The 15,694-nt window shown below is 32.6% G+C and carries 14 protein-coding genes; 8 read left to right on the forward strand and 6 right to left on the reverse strand.

Annotated elements, in window-relative coordinates; genetic code table 11:
* Position 1 precedes the first annotated feature (1 nt).
* The gene (locus OO775_RS03865) at positions 2-1,516 is read right to left on the reverse strand and encodes an ABC transporter substrate-binding protein (protein ID WP_309297238.1); all 1,515 of its coding nucleotides are present in this window, start codon (positions 1,514-1,516) and stop codon (positions 2-4) included.
* Between the two features lie 128 nt (positions 1,517-1,644).
* The gene (gene flxA / locus OO775_RS03870) at positions 1,645-3,168 is read right to left on the reverse strand and encodes a flexirubin biosynthesis tyrosine ammonia-lyase FlxA (RefSeq protein WP_264845698.1); all 1,524 of its coding nucleotides are present in this window, start codon (positions 3,166-3,168) and stop codon (positions 1,645-1,647) included.
* A gap of 137 nt (positions 3,169-3,305) precedes the next feature.
* On the opposite strand from flxA, the gene OO775_RS03875 reads away from it, so the two are divergent.
* The 5 genes from OO775_RS03875 (at position 3,306) to OO775_RS03895 (ending at position 7,705) form a co-directional block, all read left to right on the forward strand.
* The gene (locus OO775_RS03875) at positions 3,306-4,544 is read left to right on the forward strand and encodes an NAD(P)/FAD-dependent oxidoreductase (protein WP_264845699.1); all 1,239 of its coding nucleotides are present in this window, start codon (positions 3,306-3,308) and stop codon (positions 4,542-4,544) included.
* A 266-nt stretch (positions 4,545-4,810) separates the two neighbouring features.
* Positions 4,811-5,635, forward strand: coding sequence for a serine O-acetyltransferase (locus OO775_RS03880; RefSeq protein ID WP_264845700.1), 825 nt, complete (start codon positions 4,811-4,813; stop codon positions 5,633-5,635).
* Positions 5,636-5,666: 31 nt separating this feature from the next.
* Positions 5,667-6,593, forward strand: coding sequence for a cysteine synthase A (cysK, locus tag OO775_RS03885; RefSeq protein ID WP_264845701.1), 927 nt, complete (start codon positions 5,667-5,669; stop codon positions 6,591-6,593).
* 94 nt (positions 6,594-6,687) lie between these two features.
* The gene (locus OO775_RS03890; protein WP_264845702.1) at positions 6,688-7,383 is read left to right on the forward strand and encodes a ComF family protein; all 696 of its coding nucleotides are present in this window, start codon (positions 6,688-6,690) and stop codon (positions 7,381-7,383) included.
* A gap of 85 nt (positions 7,384-7,468) precedes the next feature.
* A complete protein-coding gene (locus OO775_RS03895; RefSeq protein WP_264845703.1) occupies positions 7,469-7,705 on the forward strand; it encodes a hypothetical protein in 237 nt (78 codons plus the stop codon).
* A gap of 78 nt (positions 7,706-7,783) precedes the next feature.
* On the opposite strand, the gene OO775_RS03900 is transcribed toward OO775_RS03895, so the two are convergent.
* Positions 7,784-9,484 (reverse strand): OmpP1/FadL family transporter, encoded by a 1,701-nt coding sequence (locus OO775_RS03900; protein WP_264845704.1) that lies wholly within the window; start codon positions 9,482-9,484, stop codon positions 7,784-7,786.
* A gap of 223 nt (positions 9,485-9,707) precedes the next feature.
* The gene (locus tag OO775_RS03905; RefSeq protein WP_264845705.1) at positions 9,708-10,688 is read right to left on the reverse strand and encodes a hypothetical protein; all 981 of its coding nucleotides are present in this window, start codon (positions 10,686-10,688) and stop codon (positions 9,708-9,710) included.
* A gap of 93 nt (positions 10,689-10,781) precedes the next feature.
* Here OO775_RS03905 and proS point away from each other — a divergent pair, with 93 nt between their 5' ends.
* Positions 10,782-12,260 carry a proline--tRNA ligase gene (gene proS, locus OO775_RS03910; RefSeq protein WP_264845706.1) on the forward strand — a complete coding sequence of 493 codons (1,479 nt, stop codon included), beginning with the start codon at positions 10,782-10,784 and terminating at the stop codon, positions 12,258-12,260.
* Positions 12,261-12,322: 62 nt separating this feature from the next.
* On the opposite strand, the gene OO775_RS03915 is transcribed toward proS, so the two are convergent.
* Together OO775_RS03915 and OO775_RS03920 are read right to left on the reverse strand one after the other, a co-directional pair.
* Entirely contained in the window at positions 12,323-13,222 is a 900-nt protein-coding gene (locus OO775_RS03915) for a bifunctional metallophosphatase/5'-nucleotidase (protein ID WP_264845707.1), read from the reverse strand.
* A gap of 11 nt (positions 13,223-13,233) precedes the next feature.
* A complete protein-coding gene (locus OO775_RS03920) occupies positions 13,234-13,989 on the reverse strand; it encodes a 5'-nucleotidase C-terminal domain-containing protein (protein WP_264845708.1) in 756 nt (251 codons plus the stop codon).
* 82 nt (positions 13,990-14,071) lie between these two features.
* Between OO775_RS03920 and OO775_RS03925 the strand changes: the two genes are divergently transcribed.
* Both OO775_RS03925 and dapA read left to right on the forward strand, forming a co-directional pair.
* Positions 14,072-14,587: a DUF6913 domain-containing protein gene (locus tag OO775_RS03925; RefSeq protein ID WP_264845709.1), complete on the forward strand. Its 516-nt coding sequence runs from the start codon at positions 14,072-14,074 to the stop codon at positions 14,585-14,587.
* A complete protein-coding gene (gene dapA / locus OO775_RS03930) occupies positions 14,584-15,471 on the forward strand; it encodes a 4-hydroxy-tetrahydrodipicolinate synthase (protein WP_264845710.1) in 888 nt (295 codons plus the stop codon). The genes OO775_RS03925 and dapA overlap by 4 nt, the downstream gene beginning before the upstream one ends.
* Positions 15,472-15,694: the final 223 nt, after the last annotated feature.

Consider the following 15,694-nt stretch of genomic DNA (forward strand, 5'->3'; position numbering starts at 1 on the left):
TTTACTCTTTGATTACCTTTTTCAGATGTAATAAATTGATAGGATTGGGCGTTAGTCCTTGTATGTTTTTTTGTACAAACCGAATGTTTTCGTCATAATAAAGAGGGATTACAGGCAAGTGTTGCATTACTAAACTATCCATTTTCTGATAAAGCAAAACTCGTTTTTCTAAAGAATTTTCGCTGATTGCTTGTTTATACCATTGGTCAAAAGTTTCGTTTTTAAAATGTGTATAATTTGCACCATTTGGGGCAAAATTTTCACTATAAAATAAGGATAAATAATTCTCAGCATCCGGATAATCGGCAATCCAGCTAGCTCGGAAGGTTTGTAACTTGCTTGTGGCTCTACTTTGTCGAAGTGTAGCCGATGGAACAATATCGATATTGCACAGAAAACCAATAGATTGTAATTCTCTTTGAATATATTCGCACACATCAACATAATTGGCATCGGTAGATATAGTAACCATGGGTTTTCGCTGTTTCTTTTTAGTGAAATCCAAAACAATTTTTCGAGATTTTTCAGGTTGATATTTTGTAATAGTATCTGTAAATCCGTTTAACCCTTTGGGAATAAATCCACCTAAGGCAGGTTTTCCAATATTGTTTCGCAGGTATTTCATCATTTTCTCTCGGTCAAATCCCAAATGGATAGCTTCTCTAAGTTGCTTATTAGTAGCTATATCATCCGTTTTGTCCATTACAATTCCTAAGTATTCGGTATTGATATATGGCGATTTAATCATCTGGATTTTATCTTTGTATTTGGGTTGTAGAGTTCCTTGCGTGGTAAGTATTTCGTCTTTGTACGAAGCGTTTACCGCATTGATAAAATCTAAATTGCCTTGTACAAATTGTAAAAATTCGCTCTGTTTTTCACTCAAAAATGTAATTGAAATTCCGTCCAGATAGGGGAGTGGCTCATTTTTATCATCTTTTTCGTAATACAACGGATTTTTTTGTAAAACCAATTTGGTATTTTCTTCCCAAAATTGAAACCGAAACGCTCCTGTACCTACCGGATTTCTTCGAAAATCATTCCCATAGAAATCAACAGCTTCGCGGGCAACAACCGAGGCATATTTTGTTGTCAAAAGTCCTAAAAAAGCAGGAGAATTTTCTTTGAGTTCAAATAGAAAAATACTATCATTACGAGCTGAAAAATGTTTTACATTCTGCAAAATCCAACGACCCGAAGAGGCAAGTTTATCGTCTTTGAGGCGGTTAAAACTATATAGAAAATCATACGCTGTAACTTTTCGCGTGTTATTTTCGGTACGAAAGCATTGGTTTTTATGAAAAAAAACATCATTGCGAAGTGTAAAAACATAGGTTTTTCCATCGTCTGAAATTGTCCATTTTTTTGCAATATCTGGAAGAATATTTAGTGAATCATCAAGTTGTACCAATCCGTTAAATAACTGATTAACAGCCCAAATATTACTTTGTGTTCGAGCAAAAATAGGGTCTAATGATGAAATATTGGCGTGTTCGTTGTATCGAAATATTTTCAAGTGTGCGGTTTTGTCAATCTTCTTTTGACATGAAATCAACAGAAAAAAGCCAATAAAGATTATAAATTGTTGTTTAAGCATAAAATTTACGTTGTTGATTTCAATATGATTTTGTACAAAATAAAAAATTAAATTTTATTTTTCATTAAAAAATTTTTTACTTTTTCTAAATAAGGATACATTACCATATCTTCTGCAAAAAAAGGAATTATTTGCCGAAGCTTGTCAAACCATTGTCGGGTTGTTGATGAAAGTTTTTCGTAATTCTTTGTAATATCAATAGCTTGTGCAATGGTTACCGCTTGTATTGCTAATACTTCAAATGTGTTTTCGATAATTTTGTGCGTGAGTGTAGCAGCATTTGTTCCCATACTTACAATATCCTGATTATCATTATTGTTAGGAATACTATGCACATACATAGAGTTAGAGAGTGTTTGGTTTTCGGCAGTTGTTGATGTTGCAGTAAATTGAACTCCTTGCATACCGAAGTTAAAACCAAGTTTTCCCGCATTGACAAACGCAGGTAAGAGTTCGTTTATTTTAGGATTTAGCAAATAGTTAAGTTGTCTTTCTGATAACATACAGAGGCGTGTAATGGCTAGTTTGAGTTTGTCCATTTCTAGCGAAATATAATCACCATGGAAGTTCCCTCCGTGATAAACTTGTTTTGTTTCTACATCAATAATAGGATTATCACTTGCTGAATTTAGTTCGTTCTCAACAATTTCCTTAGCAGAACTAATTGTTTCATACACAGCACCTAATATTTGCGGAACACACCGAAGCGAATAGTATTCTTGTACTTTTTCTTTGAAAATGTCTTCGTTTCGCTCACCATTATACAAATGGTCTGCTCTTTTTTTAGTTAGTTTGCTATCTGACAAATAGTTACGCATTAACGAAGCTATAATATGCTGTCCTTGGTGTTGTTTTGCTTGATTTAATTCGTATGAGAAATGGTCATCGTATGTTTGTACGATTTCGTTGATTGCACATGAGAATTTAATAGACCAATCTAACAATTTTTCAGCATAAAAAATATTGATAGCTCCCAGACCTGTCATAACCGAAGTCCCGTTCATTAGTGAAAGCCCTTCACGAAGATGTATTTGTAGAGGTTTCAATCCTTCTTTTTTGAAGATTTCGGCAGCAGAAGAGCGTTTGCCCTGATAGAAAACTTCTCCTTCGCCAATAAGCACCAATGCCAAGTGTGCCAGTTGTACCAAATCGCCACTTGCGCCAACACCTCCATGCTTGAAAATAAGTGGAATTATATCTCGATTGATAAGTTCTTTCATTAGTTCGATAGTTGAAAAATGAACGCCTGATTTGCCGAGCGAAAGAGTATTGAGGCGACTCAAAATAACAGCTTTTACCACTTCGGTGTCAAAATAGTCACCCATACCCGATGCATGACTTCGTATCAAGTTATATTGTAATTGTAACTGCTCTTCTTGATTGATACGATATTGAGCCATAGGTCCAAAGCCTGTATTTACACCATAAATAATTTTATTTTTAGCAAATTGTTTTAAAAAAAGAAAACTTTCTTCAACTTTTCGTTGTGTTTCAGGAGTTATTTCTACTTTTTTTCCTTTAAAAATAATAGCTTTGAATTGGTCAAAAGTCATAAAAACAGGGTTTTTCATCTGTGAAAAATAAATTTAAATATACTATTAATTTACGATTAAAAAATAAGTTGTATTTTTGTGTGCAAATATAAGGTAACTTTTTGATAAGACAAAATACAATAGATTAACATATTTAAAAGCAAAAAGAAATAATTATGAAACTAGAAAATGCTGAAGTTTTGGTAATAGGCGCAGGACCTTCGGGGTGTGTATCTGCTGCATATTTGCACAATAATGGTGTAAAAGTTAAAGTTGTTGAGAAAACCAAATTTCCTCGCTTGGTTATCGGTGAAAGTCTTATCCCGCGTGTTATGGATCATTTTGACGAAGCAGGTTTATTTCCAGCGCTTGATGCCAAGGGGTATCAGAAGAAATTTGGAGCGAGATTTATTCGAGGCAAAGAGATTTGTCTTTTTGATTTTAGCAAAAAATTCTCCCAAGGTTGGGATTGGACTTGGCAAGTACCTCGTGCTGATTTTGATAATACTTTGGTTGAAGAGGTAATTCGAAAAGGGGTAGATGTCGAATTTGAAACCGAAGTGATAGATGTTTCTTTTTCTGATGAAAATCAGGTAGTTACAGTTAAAGATAAAACAGGAAATATACGTGAAATACAAGCAAAATTTGTAATTGATGCCAGCGGTTATGGGCGTGTGCTTCCGCGTTTGCTCAATCTGAATGCTCCTTCTAAACTTGATGACCATTCTTCGATATTTTCGCATGTGAAGGATATAAATAGACCCGAAGGAAGCGAAGGAACATTGATTTCGTTTGATATTCTCGAACGAGAAGTTTGGCTTTGGGTTATTCCGTTCTCTGACGGAAATACAAGTATTGGAGTGGTAGGTCCTACACATTATATCAATTCGCTTTCCTCCAACGGAAATACAACCCAAGCACTTAAAAAGGTAATTCGTTCTTCCGATTTTTACCGAAATCGTTTTGAAAATGTTGATTTTCTATTTGAACCACATAAAATAGAAAGTTATTCGTGTTCGGTAAAACAATTATACGGCAAAGGGTATGTTCTAACAGGTAATAGCACGGAGTTTCTTGACCCTGTATTTTCTTCAGGAGTGGCTTTTGCAACCGAATCGGGAATGTTGGCCGCTAAACTAGTAAAACGACAACTTAGTAGCGAAAAAGTAGATTGGGAAAAAGAATATTCCGATTATATGAAGCGAGGCATTGCCGTTTTTACTTCGTATGTGAAAGAATGGTATACGGGTAATTTGCAAACATTGTTTTTTCATCAGCCTGAAAATCCAGAAATTAAAGAAAAAATATGTTCTGTTTTGGCGGGTTATGTTTGGGACGAACAAAATAATTTTGTCAAAAAACATAATACTATAATTGAAAGTATGGCATATTTGTTGGAAAATAAAACAATATAAGTAGATTTTTACAAAGAAAACGTGTTAATTCTTTTTAAACTTACAGAATTAAAACAAACCATGGCTCATAATGCATATTTGCATATTATAACATTAAAAAAGCAAGATATTTTTCAACAATGGATTGATTTTATAGGAAAAAAATATCTAAAATTGATTTAGTAAGAATCAATTTTATTTAAAAACAATATTTCATGTTTTTTCGGAAAATTTATAATATAATTTGTTTGTTTACTAATTGAAAATAAAGTGTTTGGGATAAAAAGATGGAAAAATTGGTTGATTTATTACACAAGCAACATCAGGGCTTAGAAGTCGCTCTTAACAAACAAAGAGCTGAACAATTTGTAGATAAATTATACAGGTTGTTTTTCCGTCTTGATGTTAATTCTTGTTCTTGCAAATATGAAATTGAACAACAACTTAAAATAATACAATTAGAATTAGTTGAAATTATTTATCAAAATATCAACAATAGTCATATTTCAGAAGAAAAAGCCTCTTATTTTTTTAAACAATTACCTCATTTGTATCAATTACTTTTAGAAGATGCCAAAACCTTGTACGAAAATGACCCTGCGACGCAACAATTAGAAGAAATATATATATCATACCCAGGGTTTTATGCAACAGTTGTTTATAGATTGGCACATTGTATCTGGGAAATAGATTTAAAATTATTAGCTCGCCTTTGGTCAGAATATGCTCATAGCAAAACGGGTATTGATATACATCCAGGAGCAAGTATTGGAGAAAAATTCTGTATAGATCACGGAACAGGAATTGTTATTGGAGAAACGTCAATAATAGGCAACAATGTTAAAATATATCAAGGAGTTACTTTGGGAGCTTTGTCTGTATCCAAAGATAAAGCCAATAAAGTAAGACACCCCAAAATAGGTGATAATGTAGTAATTTACTCGGGGGCAACCATCTTAGGAGGCAATACCGAAATTGGACACGATAGTATTATTGGTGGAAATGTATGGCTTACTGAAAGTATTGAGCCTTATACAATTGTTTATTACAAAAGTGAAATGATTATAAAGCAAAAAGAAACTTCATCACAACCTATATTTTTTTCAATTTAATTTTTTTAAATAATTTTTAACAATACATATTATGAAATTTGTTAGTATTTTAGAAACTATTGGAAAAACTCCGATAGTCAAGTTAGAGAAAATTTTTCCAAAAAATAATGTTTGGATAAAATTAGAACGAACAAACCCAGGTGGGAGTATCAAAGACCGAATTGCTTTGGCTATGATTGATCAAGCTGAAAAACAAGGAGTTATCAACAAAAACACAATTATAGTAGAGCCTACTTCGGGTAATACAGGAGTAGGATTGGCAATGGTTTGCGCCGTGAAAGGATACAAATTAGTACTTGTAATGCCTGAATCAATGAGTGTGGAGCGTCGCAAGCTAATGTCTGCTTATGGAGCATCATTTGTGCTAACTCCAAGAGAAAAAGGGACACCCGGAGCAGTGGAAAAAGCAAAAGAAATTGTAGCTAATACTCCCAATGCTTGGATGCCTCAACAATTTGAAAATCTTGAAAACCCACAAATACATCGATTAACAACGGCTCAAGAAATACTGGCAGATTTTCCTAACGGATTCGATTATTTAATTACTGGAGTGGGGACAGGAGGACATATTACGGGTGTAGGAGAAATTTTAAAACAAAAATTTCCTTCACTAAAAGTTTTTGCCGTAGAACCTCAAGCATCGCCGGTACTTAGTGGAGGACAGGCAGGTGCACACCCTTTGCAAGGTATTGGCGCTGGTTTTGTTCCAAAAGTGCTAAATACAAGTATTTATGATGAAGTTATTCAGGTAGATAAAGAATCAGCTTTTGAATACACAAAGCGTTTAGCCACAGAAGAAGGTATTTTGGCAGGAATTTCCACAGGAACATCTATTGCAGCAATTGTTCAAAAAATAAATAAATTTGAAAAAAATGCTCAAATTCTGACATTTAATTATGATACAGGGGAACGTTATTGGTCAATTCCTGATTTATTTGAAGAAAATCCATATCAGTAAAAAGAATAAATATGAAATAGGAGGGAAGGTACTTATATTTTTGTAAATTGTAAAAAATAAAATATTAGAAGTATCTTTTTTTTAAAAATACCAAATGAAAGGCATATTTAAGGATATTTTTTCTGTATTTTTCCCAAAATATTGTTTGGGTTGCAATACAATAATCAATGATTTTGAAGATTTCTTGTGTGTTGAATGTAGTAACAAACTTAAAGAAACAAATTTTCATTTATTAGAAAAAAATCCGTTATATCATAAATTTTTTGGAAAAATAACATTATCTTGTGCAACAGCTTTACTTTATTTTCAAAAACAAGGTGTTACACAACAATTGATACATCATTTGAAGTATCATAAGCAAGAAAATATTGGACAATGGTTGGGTAAGTGGCTGGGTAATAGATTACAACAATCTCCGTATTATCAACATATAGATACGGTCATTCCAGTGCCTATTCATCCGAAAAAACTCAAAATAAGAGGCTACAATCAAGTAGAACTTTTTGCAAGAGAACTTGCTCTATCGTTAAATGCAACCTATGTTGATAACGTACTTATAAAGACACATAGCAATACAGCTCAGGCAAAAAAACATTGGTTTGAACGCCAAAAAGATAATCAAAATCTTTTTACAATACAGAATACAGAAAAAATCATAGGCAAAAACATCCTTTTGGTCGATGATGTAATTACTACAGGAGCTACCATAGAGGTTTGTGCCAATGCCCTTTTGCAAGCAGAAAGAGTAACAATAGGTATTGCTTGTATGGCTTATGTTGAGAACGAATAAAAAATAGTTAAAAATTTTATTTTTTGTTGGTTTATTGGTTTTTATATACTATCTTTGCCTTGTTAAACTTTTAAATTTAGTAACAATGAAAAATTTATTTGCATTATTTGTAGTGGGAGTATTATCTGTCTCGTTCGCCAATGCGCAAGAGAAACCTGCCCCAGAACAACAAGAAAAACCTGCAACTGAGAAGAAAGCTTGTTGCAAAAAAGATGGTAAAAAATCATGTAGTAAAGAAGATAAAGCCTCTACTGGAGCTGAATCTTGTTCTAAAAAAGATGGAAAAAAATCTTGTTGCAAAGACAAAAAGAAAAAAGCATAATTTAGTTTTTTCAAACAAAAACACGAATGAATTTTCATTCGTGTTTTTATTTTTATGTGAATAAAAAAATCTTTTGATTTAAAATAATTTTGCAGACAAAGTGAATAACAAATTGTTATGAGTAGAAGCTACTTTAACAGGTGTTGTTAGCACACTTTCGTACATTTGATATTGATTATCTTGTTTAGCAATATCGTACGAAACATCAAGGCGTATCCCACTGAAAGCAAAACCAGCACCCAATGAATATCCATTCAAATCGCCTATATATTTGGTGTTTTTATACGGACTTTGTTCATAACGATATCCAGCACGAAGGCTAAAAGAATTCTTTTGATTTAAAATAAAACGATATTCACCTCCTAAACGAATAGCATTACTATCACCCAATTCGTTTTGTATAATATCATTTTCACCTTTTAGATAATCAGTTCTAAAATAGGTATTTCCGTATCCTTTGTAAATATAGTCTAAACTAATGATAGCATTTTTACCAAAAATATACGCAACACTTGCATTCCAAGCTCCTGATGTACGGAATTTGTATTTTAATAAAGCTATATGATTAGGATTTGCATAAGAAACTCCATTATTTGTACTAAGATATTGAAGATATTCTTCCTCTAAACTATACCAAGTAGGAGATTCATACGCTAATCCTAATCGTAAATTATTAGTTGCTTTGGCAATAGCTCCTAATTGGAACGAAAATCCACTACCTATTGTATTTTTTTCATTCTGAAAAAAAGCATTTGTAATATTTCCACTAATGCCATAACTCTCCCAATGTTTAAGTGTTTCTTTATAATTAACTGTATGAGAATTTAAGTTTAATCCCCAAAATAGATTATCACCATATTGTCCTGCAATGTTAAAATTATATTTTCTTATTCCTCCTTTAGTTGTTTTTTCAAACTCTTGTAGAGTAGAATTAGTTAATACGCCACTATTATAGTTGGTCTCTTCTTTTATTTTATTTGCTACAATTTGTCTTAAAAGAGCTACTTTTTCATTTACATTGGTTTTATTATCAATACTTTTCCGTTCACTATCCGATAACCCTTTTAAATAATCTGTATAGTTAGAATTTGTAATATTTTTTTTAGGTTTTCTTTCGTCTAATGATTCAATATTATAACCATTCTTAGGATTTATTAAACCTACATAATGTCCTATGAAAGCATTCCGTAAAGCAACTCTATTTGGAGATCTTCCCATATCTCTATATATATCGGTTAATGTATATCTTTTTGTTATTATTCCTCTATCATTTACATCTTCTAACAAAAAATTTCCTTGTCTTATTCCGTTAGCATAATATAAAAAATAATCTCCTAAATTGGCTTCTGAGGTTATTCCTTCAAATTTTAAATCTTTTGCATCAAAATTATTAGTTTTTTGATAATTAAAGCCTAAGGATATTTTTTTCCATTGAGAATTTTGATTATTATTGGGTATTGTGAATACAAACCCAAATTGTCCTGCATCAAAATCGGAGGTTTTATTATTTGTTTTTTTATCAAAATAAGTATTTTCGTTTTTGAGCGATACATTTCCAAATGAAAAACCTATTTCACTACTTGAAAAAACAGCACTTCCAGCAGGATTTAATCCAATTGCAGAAAAATCTCCTCCCAAAGCCCCAAAAGCTCCACTCATTGCCTTGTAACGGGCTGTTCCGTTTAAGTCTTGCACGGAATATTGCAAGATATTAGTTACGTTTTGTGCTGAAACAAAATAACTTATGAGTATTGTTATTGATAATATTATTATTTTCATTTTTAAAAAATTAAAATTCAAAGTTGTTTTTAAGTTTTTTTCTATAAATTTTCTTAGTAGAAATAATTTCTATTATGATCTCCATAAATCACTAATAAAAATGTTTTATTTTGAAATATTATTCATTCTTGGAACTTATAATAAATAACTCAATATTTAAGAATAAAATCTTCTGTTCAAGATTTAACAGATTTTAAATTTGTTATCTCAGTAGTTTGAAATTTTAATAATCTCTTTGAGGTCTTCCTGTACTACCACCACTTCCTGACGAACTTGAAGAAGGTGACGAATATCTTCCTGCATCATAGCTTCTATTTGAATTGTATGAAGGAGAGGGGCTTTCTTGATATCGAGGTCTGGTTTGAGGTTGTTGTGTATTATAGCTTCGTTCAAATCTTCCTGCATCATAATTTTGTTGTCTATTATAACTTCTATTATTATCATAAGATTGAGTTCTATTATTTTGATATTGATAATAATTACGATATTCATCGGCTCTATATCTATTTTTGTTATTATCATAATAATAACCATCAACTTGATAATTTCTGTAATAACGATTATTATCATATCTATTTCTATAATATGGATAATAATCAGGATAATAATAGCCTCTATAGTAACCGCCATAACCATAGCGCCAACTCCAATAAGGGCTATAAGTTCCTATTGAGAAACTCCAACCACTTCGGTATGGATAATAGTAATTATATCCGTAATATGGATAATAATAACTATAAGGATACCAAGCACCTGCACCCCAGAAGTACGAATGGTGGTAATTCCAATCCCAATACGGGTCATAACCCCAACCACCAGCATAGTTGTAGATATTTACTGAGGTTTGTCTCGGATTTTCTCCCCAACCAGCATATGAGTTGTACGTAGGTCTTTGGTTATCAGCAGGTGTGCGATAATTATTTACATCGGCAAATGGTGTATAAGAAGGTTGTAATTCATTTTGAAACTTTTGATACCCATTGGCTTTTTCTTGCAAATAAGCCTTATAGCTTCCTTGTGAATGTTGCCCTCGTGGGTCAGGTGTTTCATAACGAGGCGATTCCGATACATACCGAACAGGTCTTTCTCCGTAGATACCATCATCGTATCCTACACCATAATAACCAATGCACGAATCCAAGAGCAACGGAAGGGCAACTACAATTGTTCCCTTCAAAACATAGTTTAAGATTCTTTTTTTCATCATTGTTTTTTTTATTAGTATTAAATTGTGTACTTTTGCACACGTGTATTTATTCGAATACAAAAGTACAATATTTATGCCAAATATTTCAATATGAGTAAAAATTTAACAAAAAGAAGTGAAGATTATTCAAAATGGTACAACGAATTAGTTGTAAAAACTGAACTTGCCGAAAATTCGGGTGTTCGTGGTTGTATGGTTATAAAGCCTTATGGATATGCTATTTGGGAAAAAATGCAACAGATTTTGGACAAAATGTTCAAAGAAACAGGACATCAAAATGCGTATTTTCCCTTATTTGTTCCCAAAAGCTATTTTGAAGCTGAGGAAAAAAATGCCGAAGGTTTTGCCAAAGAATGTGCTGTAGTTACTCATTATCGTCTTAAAAATAATCCTGAGGAAAAAGGAAAATTGATGGTAGATCCCGAAGCAAAACTTGAAGAAGAACTCATTATTCGCCCTACCAGTGAGGCTATTATATGGAATACATACAAAGGTTGGATACAATCATATCGTGATTTACCAATTTTGATTAACCAATGGGCGAATGTAGTTCGTTGGGAAATGCGTACGCGTCTTTTCTTGCGTACAGCAGAGTTTCTTTGGCAAGAAGGACATACAGCTCACGCCACCAAAGAAGAAGCTATTGAAGAAACAGAGAAAATGCTTGGAGTATATGCCAAATTTGCTGAAGAATATATGGCCGTTCCTGTAATAAAAGGTTTAAAAACCGAAACGGAACGCTTTGCAGGAGCAGACGAAACCTATTGTATAGAAGCTTTAATGCAAGATGGAAAAGCACTTCAAGCGGGAACTTCGCACTTTTTGGGGCAGAATTTTGCTAAAGCCTTCGATGTGAAATTTGCCAATAAAGAAGGAAAATTAGACTATGTTTGGGCAACCTCGTGGGGTGTTTCAACACGGCTTATGGGAGCGCTCATTATGTCACATAGTGATGATAATGGGTTAGTACTTCCTCCACAACTAGCTCCAATTCAGGTAGTTATTATTCCGATATACAAAGGTAAAGAACAATTAGAAGCTGTACGAGCACGCATACAACCTTTGATAAACGAATTGCAAAAACGTAATATTTCGGTTAAGTTTGACGATAGAGATACCCAAAAACCTGGATTTAAGTTTAACGAATATGAATTAAAAGGAGTACCTATTCGCTTGGCTATTGGACAACGTGATTTGGAGAATAATACCTTTGAAGTAGCACGCCGTGATTTGCTTACCAAAGAAACTATTTCAGGAGAAAATATTGTAGAACATATTGAAAATCTATTAGTTGATATACAAAATACAATTTATCAAAAAGCACTTACTTATCGAAATACGCATATAACCGAAGTCAATTCGTACCAAGAGTTTAAGGAGGTTTTGGAAACCAAAGGTGGATTTATTTCAGCACATTGGGACGGAACTCCTCAAACCGAAGCGGCTATTCAGGAAGAAACCAAAGCAACTATTCGTTGCATTCCTCTTGATGTAAAAAATGAAAAAGGTGTGTGTATTTATTCAGGGAAACCTTCTAACAGGCGTGTACTTTTTGCTAAGGCTTACTAAAAATTAAAATAAAGCTGTCTTTTTTGCAGGACAGCTTTATTTTTTTAATTTTTAAATTTATTTCAAACTGCAATGCTTGCTCCCTGTGTAGGAATTTGTGTATTCAAGTAAAAATCAATACGTCCAAGATTGATTCCGTAGCACCCTACCTGATTGACTAATATATCGCGTCCTTGCTTGTTTTTAACTATTGTAGGATAAGGCAAAAAAGTATGTGTGTGTCCTCCAATAATCAGGTCTATTTCTGTGGAATTTTTAGCTAAAATAAGGTCAGAAACTTGGTCGTTTTTATATTCATATCCCAAATGTGAAAGGCAAATTACCAAGTTGCATTTTTGTTCAAATCGAAGTTTTTGTTCCATATCTTGGCTAATTTCCAAGGGGTTAAGATATTGGGTTTCTTTGTACAATCGTGAATCGACTAAGCCTTTGAGTGCTACACCCAATCCGAAAATTCCGATACGAACTCCATCAACTACAAAAACTTTGTAGGGTATCGTATGTCCGTTCAAAATAGTATTTTTAAAATCATAATTAGAGCAGATAAATGGAAAGCTGGCATGTGGAAGTTGCGCTAAAAATCCGTCCAAACCATTGTCAAAATCGTGATTTCCCATTGTTGCTGCATCGTATCTAAGCATAGACATTAGTTTTATTTCCAATTCGCCTCCATAGTAGTTAAAATAAGGCGTTCCTTGGAAAATATCTCCTGCATCAAGCAATAAAGTATTGGGATTTTCCTTGCGAATTTGCTCAACAAGTACAGCACGGCGTGCTATGCCTCCTTGGTTGGGTACTCTGGGGTCATCACTTGGGAATGGGTCTATATGGCTGTGTGTGTCGTTGGTATGTAATATTGTGATATGTTTGCCTTGTTTTTTATTTTGTGCAAATGACCAACCTCCAAGACTTAAAAACAAAGCCGAAGTACTTATATTTTGTATAAAAAGTCGTCTTTTCATAAGAAATATATTTATAATTGTTTAAAACGATTATCAGACTGAACTTGTATGGTATCAATTTTTGTAAAATAATCAATGAGTGCATTTCTGAAAAGATAATCAATATCTAACAAACTAATCGGATTTTTGAAAAAATCCATTTTATCGCCTCCGTTTGCTAAATAATCAGACGTACAGACAAAATAGTGTTGGTCTTTCTTAACATCTTTTCCGTTGATTTTCAGAGAAATAATTGTATCTTGGGCGAAATGTAATTCTATTTGTTTTGAAAGTGGATGTGATTTTTTCATTTGTATCAAATAATGAGCCAATTCCATTATTTTTTCACCTGTCATTTCTATAATAACAAGTCGATTTTCAAAAGGCATCAGGTTAAAAACAGAGCGTGTAGTTACATTTCCTTTGGGCAAATCGGAACGAATACCACCCCAGTTGAACATAGCAAAATCAATATTTTTGCCTGTTCTACCCAAAAAAACAGGTTGTGCTTGTTCGTAAGCGGCATCTGCCATCAAGTTGCTAAGAGGTGTATTGAGTTGTGGGATATCTTTAACCAAGTCTGTTGGGTTATATGTCAAAATTGTATTGAGTTCTTCTTCAATATGGGTACGATATGGGGCAATATATTCCAAAAATTGGGTATCAGAAGCTATTTTTTTATTGATATTTATCTGTTTTCCTTCAATAGATTGTATGTGGTATCTATTTGATTTACAAGATATAAGAGTGCTTATTGTTACAAATACAACAAAAAAAATTCTTTTCATCTTAATTGAGAATTAAATTATTGTGCGAAATTAAGAAATAATATTTACATTTGCGCTAATAAATCAATATAAAATTAGTATTGTGAAATTCTTTAAAGACAAAATCATTCAGAGGAAAATACGTAAGAATTTGAAAAACATCACTTCTAAATCGTCTAATTTTAGCTCATTACATATCAAAAAAATAGCATGTATTGTTGATTTAGACCAAGTTTCTAATGTACAATTTTTAGAAAATTTGATTCATTCGTACGAAATTCGTGCTGAAAATTATATTATTTTGGGGTATAAAGAGCAAAGTTTAGATACACACTTAGATGGAACACCTGTTTTTACGTGGAAAGATATCAATTTTTCGGGAAATATTCGTAATTATCACGCCGATAGACTTTCGGAACTTGATTATGATATCCTGATAAATTATTTTAACACACCTAAACTCCCTTTGCTTTTGCTTTCTTCGTCTATCAAAGCTAAGTTACGCATTGGCTTTTATGGAATAGATGAAATATATAACGATTTGATTATTAGTTCAAAGCCAATCGAAAAAGATATTTTTGTACAAGAAGTAAAAAAAGTAATTCAAACCATACAATGAAAAACAAATTATTAAGAGGAACAGGAGTAGCACTTGTAACTCCTTTTCAGTCGAACAAAACTATTGATAAACAGTCACTTATACAATTGGTTAATTATGTAATAGAAGGAGGGGTTGAGTACTTAGTCGTATTAGGAACAACTGCCGAAACAACTACTTTGACCAAAGAAGAAAAAAAATTGGTCAAAAGCACAATTACCCAAACTAATAATGGGCGATTGCCTATGGTTCTTGGCATAGGAGGAAATAACACGCAGGCTATTATTGACGAAATAGCTCAAACCGATTTGACTCTTTATAGTGCCATTCTTTCGGTTTCTCCTTATTATAATAAGCCTTCGCAAGAGGGAATTTATCAGCACTTCAAAGCGATTGCTCAAAGTACATCACATGATATACTGCTTTATAATGTGCCTGGGCGTACAGGCTCTAACATTACTGCTGAAACGACACTTCGTTTGGCTTATGATTGCCCAAATATTATAGGAATAAAAGAGGCTTCGGGGAATATCGTACAGATTATGCAGATAATACAACGAAAACCCCAGAATTTTCTTGTAATTTCAGGTGATGATTGCACAGCACTCCCAACAGTTCTAATGGGCGGAGATGGCGTTATTTCAGTCATTGGACAAGGCTTACCTTATGATTTCTCTCAAATGATTCGTGAGGGGTTACATCATAATATTGATAAAGCACTAGTTTTTCAATACAAATTATTAAATGGATTTGATTTAATTTTCAAAGAAGGAAATCCTGTAGGAATTAAATCGTTACTGAAACTAAAAAATATTACTTCCAATTTTGTTCGTTTGCCTTTGGTTGAAGCCTCCTCAGAACTTGAAAATCTTCTCAAAGAATATATGATACAACAAAAATTATAAAATCAAACAAATACAATTTGTATAATATTTAGTGTTTTTTACAAAAAAATAAAATTTTAACACATAAAAAGTTTGTAATATCAAAAAAAAATGTTATTTTTGCACCGTAAAAAAATTATGAATTAAACTAAGTGAAGCTGTCTCTGTTGTGAGATAGCTTTTTTAGTTCCATTATCTTTTTCCATATAAAACGTACAGGTGCAATATTGTGTCTCTACATATA

Source organism: Capnocytophaga catalasegens, assembly GCF_026005215.1.
Taxonomy (GTDB): domain Bacteria; phylum Bacteroidota; class Bacteroidia; order Flavobacteriales; family Flavobacteriaceae; genus Capnocytophaga; species Capnocytophaga catalasegens.

Bases quoted from the DNA above. Each gene is read 5' to 3' on its own strand.
- proS (WP_264845706.1), top strand. From the start codon at position 10,782: ATGAGTAAAAATTTAACAAAAAGAAGTGAAGATTATTCAAAATGGTAC.
- OO775_RS03880 (WP_264845700.1), top strand. From the start codon at position 4,811: ATGGAAAAATTGGTTGATTTATTACACAAGCAACATCAGGGCTTAGAA.
- OO775_RS03920 (WP_264845708.1), bottom strand. From the start codon at position 13,989: ATGAAAAGAATTTTTTTTGTTGTATTTGTAACAATAAGCACTCTTATA.
- flxA (WP_264845698.1), bottom strand. From the start codon at position 3,168: ATGAAAAACCCTGTTTTTATGACTTTTGACCAATTCAAAGCTATTATT.
- OO775_RS03900 (WP_264845704.1), bottom strand. From the start codon at position 9,484: ATGAAAATAATAATATTATCAATAACAATACTCATAAGTTATTTTGTT.
- OO775_RS03915 (WP_264845707.1), bottom strand. From the start codon at position 13,222: ATGAAAAGACGACTTTTTATACAAAATATAAGTACTTCGGCTTTGTTT.
- dapA (WP_264845710.1), top strand. From the start codon at position 14,584: ATGAAAAACAAATTATTAAGAGGAACAGGAGTAGCACTTGTAACTCCT.
- OO775_RS03890 (WP_264845702.1), top strand. From the start codon at position 6,688: ATGAAAGGCATATTTAAGGATATTTTTTCTGTATTTTTCCCAAAATAT.
- cysK (WP_264845701.1), top strand. From the start codon at position 5,667: ATGAAATTTGTTAGTATTTTAGAAACTATTGGAAAAACTCCGATAGTC.
- OO775_RS03895 (WP_264845703.1), top strand. From the start codon at position 7,469: ATGAAAAATTTATTTGCATTATTTGTAGTGGGAGTATTATCTGTCTCG.
- OO775_RS03905 (WP_264845705.1), bottom strand. From the start codon at position 10,688: ATGAAAAAAAGAATCTTAAACTATGTTTTGAAGGGAACAATTGTAGTT.
- OO775_RS03875 (WP_264845699.1), top strand. From the start codon at position 3,306: ATGAAACTAGAAAATGCTGAAGTTTTGGTAATAGGCGCAGGACCTTCG.